This is a genomic window from Vibrio sp. 10N.247.311.12 (assembly GCF_041467515.1).
Classification (GTDB): Bacteria; Pseudomonadota; Gammaproteobacteria; order Enterobacterales; family Vibrionaceae; genus Vibrio; species Vibrio crassostreae_C.
The window spans coordinates 84,993-92,367 of the sequence record NZ_JBFSUV010000014.1; the positions used below are offsets into that span (position 1 = coordinate 84,993).

A 7,375-nucleotide genomic window follows, 5' to 3' on the forward strand; every position below is an offset into this window, starting at 1 on the left:
GGAAATGAGACGATGTCATTTAGCCCAAGAGCCTCATGGCTGTTACTTATTCTGCTGGTTAGCCCTCTCTCAACAGCCGAGAAGGGTTACTCTCAAGAAGAGCTCAAAGCGCTTGCCAAGCAAGAGCAGACCATTGCAGCGCCAACCAATCACAGTGAACTGACCACCTTTCTTGAACGAGGTCAGCAACATAAGCAAGAAGCGTTGTCGATGAATCAACACCTCGATAACGTGTTGCAAGACTCGCCACTGGCGAGTGTTCTTGGGGTGCCTCAGGAAAATCCAAACAAAAAGGCGCAAGGTGTGATGGTGTTTGTGTCGCTTTCCATGCCAGATAACGCGCTTAGACAGCTACTCAAACAAAGTCAGCAATATCAGGTTCCTCTCGTGATACGTGGGGTACTGCCAGAAGGCATGGTACCGACAGCCTCTCGAATACTGAGTTTGTTAGAAGCGGACGACGAAGAAATGGCCATTGATAGCGGTTTTGCCATCAGTCCACAGTGGTTTCGTCAATTTAACATCACCCACGTCCCCGTGTTTGTGGCCATTGGAGAAGCGTGCAATGAAGCGTCTTGCCCGCAAAGTGATTACGACATGGTTCACGGCAACCTCTCCCTTCCTAACGCATTAACGATTTTAAGCCAAGGCGATGTAGGACACATCGCCAAACAAGTGCTCAATAGGAGTTCCCCTTGAATTCGCCCTTTTCACTACTTTTTGTTTTTCTCTCTTTCAGCGCTGCTCTCTTACTCTCCCTTCATACCCTTGCCGCCCCTCAAGAAAACACATTCTACGACAACGTGGAGTGGGCGAAAAACACCCCGAACGAGGCTTACAATGACTCAGAAATGACGCTTAACCTGTCAGACTTCTGCAGCGACAATAATCCAGGGTGTGAAAGCAAAATCCGACAGCCTGATGAAACCGGGATGACTGATGCACAAATCACAAACCAATCCACGTCGGAGTTTGGCAACAACGAACACGCTCAAGCGATACAAGAGGGGTTTGACAATAATAGTGTCACCATTGACCCAAACGATGATACGTATCGATTCGCCACCCTTGGCATTGAGAACGCCTATGAAATCAGTCATGGTCAGTCTAATCAGTACGTGGATTGTGACAACGCCACGCAATGCGTCATTGATAACATCGCAAAGCAATGCTACCGACCAACTCACAACCCGGTCCCGTGTGACAAAGTCCCCGTCGCCTCCGTGAGCCTTAGTGAAGTGATCTACCGCTGCCCATCCGGCTGGACAAAGCAAGGGGATAATTGCCAACGCCCTCTCTCACAATGCCGACACGATAATCACAATTACGTGAGGCAAACGGGGGGAACAAGAGGGTTTACAGGGTCAGATACCACGTATTTCTGGGATGGGAAGGTTGTCTCTCCCAACCAAGGCTACACGCTTGGCGATTTAAAACAGACCGACCACATTGTCTGGAAAAGTAACGAATCCTGGTATAAACGCTACCAGATTTGTCGCCCCACCACACAAACGAAAAAAGTCACCTTGAGCTGCTCAAACGGATTCTCCTTATCCGGAGGGAACTGCATCAAGAACAACATTACTTGGCGAACAGAATGCAACCTGATGAACTCATGCAAGATCACTCGCCAGCAATGCATTGAAGGTCGAGCCACCCGCATCATTAATGGCATACCGACCACGCTTGATTGCTGGAAGTATCGGGTTGAGCACCAATGCACTCGACCCAATACGTGCAACGTCCTGCCCGCCGATTGCACCACGACGTCAACCCATTGCAGCCTCCAGCAAAACGGTGTGTGCATTGAGGAGAAAGTCAATAAATCCTGCCCACAGCGGCGCTGCAGTGCCACCCAATTAATCTGTGGAGAAGAGAGCTTTTGTCTGGATGGCGATTGCTTTGAAGCCATGGCGACCACTTCAAACCGCTTTAATGAAAGCACCTCAGCCTTAGCCGCGCTCGCAGAAGCCGCTGACGGTATGGGTAACCCACCGAAGATATTTACAGGCAAAGGCATGAAGTGCACAGACGCCGCTTTTGGTTTTGCCGACTGCTGTAAAGACGGCGGTTGGGGCACGAGTATTGGCATAGCCCAATGCAATGATGAAGAGAAAGCGCTCGGTCAAGCCAAAGAGCAAGGCATTACGATAGCCCTTGGCCGTTATTGCGCAGAAAAGGTCTTAGGCGCGTGTATCCGGGAAAAGAAGACCTACTGCGTCTTTGATAGCAAATTGGCGCGCATCATCCAAGAGCAAGGCTCGAAAGGTCAACTTGGCATCAGTCTGGGAACCGCCAAACACCCCATTTGCGGCGCCCTTACCCCCGAGCAGCTTCAAGACATAGATTTTGAACGCCTCGACTTTTCGGACTTCTACGACGACATGCACGGCAACACCAACCTGCCTTCGGCCACAGAAATCCAAGAGCGATTACACAGCGCTTATCGCCATTAACTTAATCAATGATGAGGACATGATATGGATCCCCTACTCCCTTTACTTGTGGCCACCCTGTCGACAACCGGGTTTGCCATCACCCTTATTCGGCATCTTCTGTTCAAACGAAAACTCCATCAGCTCAAGCAAGAAATGATGAGGCACCAACAACAGCGTGGCATTGATGAAGCACTTTGGACGTTATTTCACACGCGCACCCACAAGATGCTGAGTTTCTGGCAATAATGAGGTCACACCATGAAGGACTTATCCACAAAAACGGTGAACAACTCAATTAACCGATTAACAATCAAACCCCTACCGTTAATGTTGTTGGCTTTATTGGCCTTTCACAGTATCGCCGATGAGCCCCCCAAGGGGTGGCGCTGGTATAACGAGACCAAAGCGCCCAAAGTCCCTCCCAAAGAGGAGGAGAGCCTCCCCCCCAACAGCGTCTCTACCGTGATGAGCGCCACCGAGCAGATGCAATGGTTCCACCGCGCGTTTGATGAAGCGTTAAACGATGCCACCATTAACCCAACCGATGAAGAGAAAAATCTAAAATTGATGAAGCTGAAAAAATTCATCGATGGCAAGACCACGCAAACGGGCATGACCTTCAAAAAGCTCATCAACGAACACCCCGAATACTCGTACACCAAAGACCGCCCCACAGAGCAAGCCGCAAGAGCGACGTACTATCAAGGTATCCAACTCAAAAACGAAGCCACTGTGCGTCAATTGGTACAAGAAGGTTGGGGCCTCTACTTCATCTACGAAGGGCAAGACGCCTTATCTCAAACCCTAGCACCCTCAATCCAAGACTTTGCCCACCGGTACCACATCGAACTGGTCGGGATCAGCAAAGACGGTCAGACCTTTGAGACGATTAATGAAAACCGTATTGATAAGACAGGGCGTGTACAGGTGCGCTACACACCGGCTTTAATGCTGGCCAATATCCACACCAAAGCACTCAAGCCCCTCGCCTACGGCTTCATTTCACAAAAAGACTTGCTCTCTCGCTTTCACAACGTCGCGACCAATTACCAAGACAGCGACTTTTAACTTAAGGACGCCCCGATGAACGCTTTTATCCGCACGTTATTGTTGAGTACGCTGATGACGCTCGCCTCAACCTCCCTCACTCAAGCGCAACCCCCTCATGCGATGACAGGCCAATACGCCTTGGTGTTCTTCCATTTTAGTCAGTGCGCTGAGTGTCACCACTTTGCCCCAACCATGAAGCGGCTAGAGCAAACTACTCAACTACCTGTGTACGATTTCTCCTTTGACGGACAACCCATCCCCGGTTACGCGACGCCTATACCGACCAACTCTGACATCACCGCTGCGTTTTTTGGGGATCTCAAAAACGCCATTACGCCCGCCACGTTCTTAATCAACGTCAGCAATGGTAAGTACGTGCGTTTGAGTGAAGGCAATGTTCCATACACTGAGCTGCTTAAGAGCTACCAAGCCTTGCGCGCCGATGTGGCCATCATGGAGAGTTTACAATGACGCGACCTACCCTCCTGGCTCTCTTAATGAGTCTTTCATGTTCACTTCATGCCGGCGGCTTGGGCGACGCCATGAACAGCTTTTGGGATGACAGCAGTTTTAACAGCAACATCACGAACCCAAGTGCCTATCAGGGTCAATCCGCCACCTACTATAATGCGGGCAGTTTGTTTGCTCGCACCAACATCAAAAACATTCAACTGGCCGCCATCACCTTGCCTTCTGTCAGCGCAGGGTGCGGTGGCATTGACGCCTTTATGGGCGGCTTTTCTCATATTAACTCTGACCAACTGGTGGCTTTTGGTAAAGCCGTCATTGCCAACGCCGTGCCCTTCGCGGTGGATTTAGCGCTGCAAACTTGGGCGCCGAGCATCAAAGAGAATCGGGACAAACTGCAAGCCATTGCTGATCAGTTCCTCACCACCTCGATGAACTCTTGCCAAGTAGCGCAATCGGCGGTCTCTGGTTTAGCGGCCTTTACCGATGGGGAAGCCAAGCGACATGCCTGCGCCACCCTAGGCACGCAAAGCAACGCTTTCGCTGATTGGTTAGAAGCGCAACACGAATGTCGCAACGTCCGTACCAACCAGAGCACACTGGCTAGCAACACCGATGACGCCACGGCGCACGCAGTGAAAGTGAACTTAAATGTGGTGTGGGATGCGCTCATGAAAAGCGCTTACCTTCAAGACAATCAAGAGGTCGCCGAGTTTATCGTAAGCCTCACTGGCACCGTCATTTACGACGCGCAGGGGACGCCAAGCTACATTCCGGCCATGTTAGTGGGTAACGACACCGCCATTAACGCCCTTTTGACCGGAGGGGATTTGGAGGTGTATCGATGCGACAACACCGAGACCTGCCTTTCGATGAGCCTAAGCGCCATCAGCCTAAATGAAAGCCAAGCCTTTAACGCCAAAGTGCGCCACACCGTCGATACGCTCTATGCCCACTTACAATCTGACCAACCTATCACCGACTCAGAGAAGAGCTTTGTTGAACTCAGTGACATTCCTATCTTAGCAATGCTCATTGATGATGCGCACCTCAACCTACAACCAGAAAGCCATTTATACGCTCAAAATATTGCCGCCGATCTCTTGCATGCCTATCTCAACAACATGCTGATGATCGTCAATCAATCCATGACCAACCTCGCTTCGGTTAACCCAACCGACGTCAATCGCACTCTCGAAGGCATCAACAGTGCAAGGGATTACTTACAAACCATTCGAGACCGTCACAAAACAAAATTGAACGCGTACTTAGCCCTCACTGAGCGCTTAAAACGCAAACGAAAGCTCCTTAGCCAATCGGCAAGTGACGCTACCCTATCGAACCTCACCTTTGGCCATTAAAGGAGATCCCCAATGACCTTAGACTTTTATCTCTATGGCGCAGGCCCTCAATTACAACGAGCCTTGAACGCCGTCGCCACTTTTTTTACCACCAACACCTTTGGCTCGTTAATCGAAATCGCCTTACAACTGGCCTTTATCATCAGTGCCACCCTATTTTTTGTGTCTCGAGACGCGAAACATGTGATGCGTTTTATGTTCATTTACTTGGCTATCCCCACTTTTCTTATCAGCATGAAAGCCACCGTCCATATCAATGACGCGCAAAATCCTATGCGCATTTATTACGTGAATAACGTGCCTTACATCGTCGCAATACCCGGTTGGGCGGCCACCACGTTCATGCACGGCTTAACCGAAGGCATTGAAATCGTCTTTAGCAGTACAGAGGATGAAAGCTACAGCTCCTCAGGCATGGTGTTTGGTTCGAATTTATACACGTTGCTTCGTAGCGCCAACGCCGAAACCATTGATCTGCAACGCTATTGGAAAGACTTTTATCACAACTGCATCGTCGGAGACATTCGAATTAACAAAAAATACACCATGCAAAACATCCTGCAAGCACCGGATTTGCTGGGTTTTCTCGCCACAAAATCGATGTCCCCCATTCGTGGGCTCTATAACCCCCAGGGTCAATACAGAACCTGCCGCGACGCGTTTCCTGAACTCACTCAACAATTTGATGAAGAGGCCAATCAAACCATGAATAAACTGGGCGCGTATATCTTGGGACGAGAGAGCAACATCCAATCAACGTTCTTAAGAAACGCCATCGAGAATAGTCACCAAGATTTAATTGGGGTCAGTAACAACGCGGTCGATATTTTAAAACAGAACATGGTCATCAACATGACGCGATGGAACATCGAAAACACGCACCGAGGTATCGCGGCCAACTACGCTTACACCGCCAACCAAATGCAAACCACCACCATGTGGGCCAACATTGGGCTGCAAGCCAAAGAGTTCATTCCAATGATGCACTCGATAGGAGTGATTTTGTTTGTCTGCTTTGGGGCGATCATTGCCATCATTGCCTTGCTGCCACATATGGCGCTGCCTGTCCTTAAAAACTACGTTGGCAGTTTTTTCTATCTGGCCACTTGGCCTATGATATTCACCATCCTCAACGCTATCATGATGTGGTTCTTAGAAGGGGCGACCCAGGGCGCGACACAAGGGTTACGCGGCATTACCCTCTCGAACATGAGCGGCATTGATTACGTCAACACGCGTTACGCCTCCATTACCGGATACTTGATGATGTCCACCCCCGCGATTGCTTTGGCGTTAACCAAGGGCGCAGCGGCCATGATGAGCAGCTTAAACTACCAACTGGCGGGGATGATAAACCAAACCAATGCCCGTACGTCGGCAGCGGCCTCAAGCGGTGACATCAGCCACGGTAATACGCAAATGCAGACCCACACGTTTAATAACGTCAATGGCAATAAGTTTGATACGTCGACATTGCTGAAACAACACGGCAGTACCACTCAAAGCGAAGACGGTATGCTTTCAACGCAATACGGTGATAGAACGGTGTATGACACTAGCCCTACCGCGTCGAATTTCCAGTGGAATGTCGCCAGCTCTAGTCAATACAGTGAAGCGGTGCAAGACTTGCACACTAGCGCTCAATCCAACCTCTCGACACAACAAACGGCCTTGTCACAAAGCACACAAAGTGGCTCTCAATTGATGGCCGATTGGAAAGAGAGTTATTCTTCAACCCAAGGTTACGGTTTAACTCATGGACACGGTGCAACTGCTGCAGCATCAAAAGGCTTAGAGCAGGTCAGCTCCGCCACTGAGCAAGTCAGTGCGGCAACCGGATGGAGCCATGAGAAAGCGAATGCCTTCTTACACTCTGCGTACGGCGGTTATGACGTGAACGCTGGACTGTCAAGCGGCGCTCTCGGTGACGCCGTAGGGTTTAATGGGAGTGTGAACGCGTCCACGGGACAAAAATGGACACAGGAAGACCGCGAAACGCTCAGCAGCATGAGCAACGAACAACAAAGCCAAATGCAAGCCGCTATCGAATCCTACCGC

The 7,375-nt window shown here is 50.2% G+C and carries 7 protein-coding genes; all 7 read left to right on the forward strand.

The genetic code is table 11. The features are described 5' to 3' along the window. The first annotated feature begins 12 nt into the window (after positions 1 to 12). Entirely contained in the window at positions 13 to 699 is a 687-nt protein-coding gene (trbC, locus tag AB6E30_RS08415) for a type-F conjugative transfer system pilin assembly protein TrbC (RefSeq protein ID WP_016800267.1), read from the forward strand. Next, on the forward strand, positions 696 to 2,456 hold the full coding sequence (gene traN / locus AB6E30_RS08420; RefSeq protein WP_102561068.1) for a type-F conjugative transfer system mating-pair stabilization protein TraN: 1,761 nt from the start codon (positions 696 to 698) through the stop codon (positions 2,454 to 2,456). Before trbC ends, traN begins: the two co-directional genes overlap by 4 nt. A 24-nt stretch (positions 2,457 to 2,480) precedes the next feature. Further along, positions 2,481 to 2,684, forward strand: coding sequence for a hypothetical protein (locus AB6E30_RS08425; protein ID WP_016799995.1), 204 nt, complete (start codon positions 2,481 to 2,483; stop codon positions 2,682 to 2,684). An 81-nt stretch (positions 2,685 to 2,765) separates the two neighbouring features. Further along, entirely contained in the window at positions 2,766 to 3,506 is a 741-nt protein-coding gene (gene traF, locus AB6E30_RS08430) for a type-F conjugative transfer system pilin assembly protein TraF (protein ID WP_080582247.1), read from the forward strand. 15 nt (positions 3,507 to 3,521) lie between these two features. Next, entirely contained in the window at positions 3,522 to 3,959 is a 438-nt protein-coding gene (gene traF / locus AB6E30_RS08435; protein WP_016799993.1) for a conjugal transfer protein TraF, read from the forward strand. A 71-nt stretch (positions 3,960 to 4,030) separates the two neighbouring features. Further along, positions 4,031 to 5,317, forward strand: a complete 1,287-nt coding sequence (locus tag AB6E30_RS08440) for a conjugal transfer protein TraH (protein ID WP_241904846.1) — start codon at positions 4,031 to 4,033, stop codon at positions 5,315 to 5,317. A gap of 12 nt (positions 5,318 to 5,329) precedes the next feature. Beyond that, positions 5,330 to 7,375 (forward strand): conjugal transfer protein TraG N-terminal domain-containing protein (locus AB6E30_RS08445; protein WP_372103256.1); only part of this gene is annotated, 2,046 nt, incomplete at its 3' end.

What these genes read in the sequence shown, in the direction of transcription:
- AB6E30_RS08425 (WP_016799995.1), top strand. Translation starts at nt 2,481, where the DNA reads ATGGATCCCCTACTCCCTTTACTTGTGGCCACCCTGTCGACAACCGGG.
- traF (WP_016799993.1), top strand. Translation starts at nt 3,522, where the DNA reads ATGAACGCTTTTATCCGCACGTTATTGTTGAGTACGCTGATGACGCTC.
- AB6E30_RS08440 (WP_241904846.1), top strand. Translation starts at nt 4,031, where the DNA reads ATGAACAGCTTTTGGGATGACAGCAGTTTTAACAGCAACATCACGAAC.
- trbC (WP_016800267.1), top strand. Translation starts at nt 13, where the DNA reads ATGTCATTTAGCCCAAGAGCCTCATGGCTGTTACTTATTCTGCTGGTT.
- traF (WP_080582247.1), top strand. Translation starts at nt 2,766, where the DNA reads ATGTTGTTGGCTTTATTGGCCTTTCACAGTATCGCCGATGAGCCCCCC.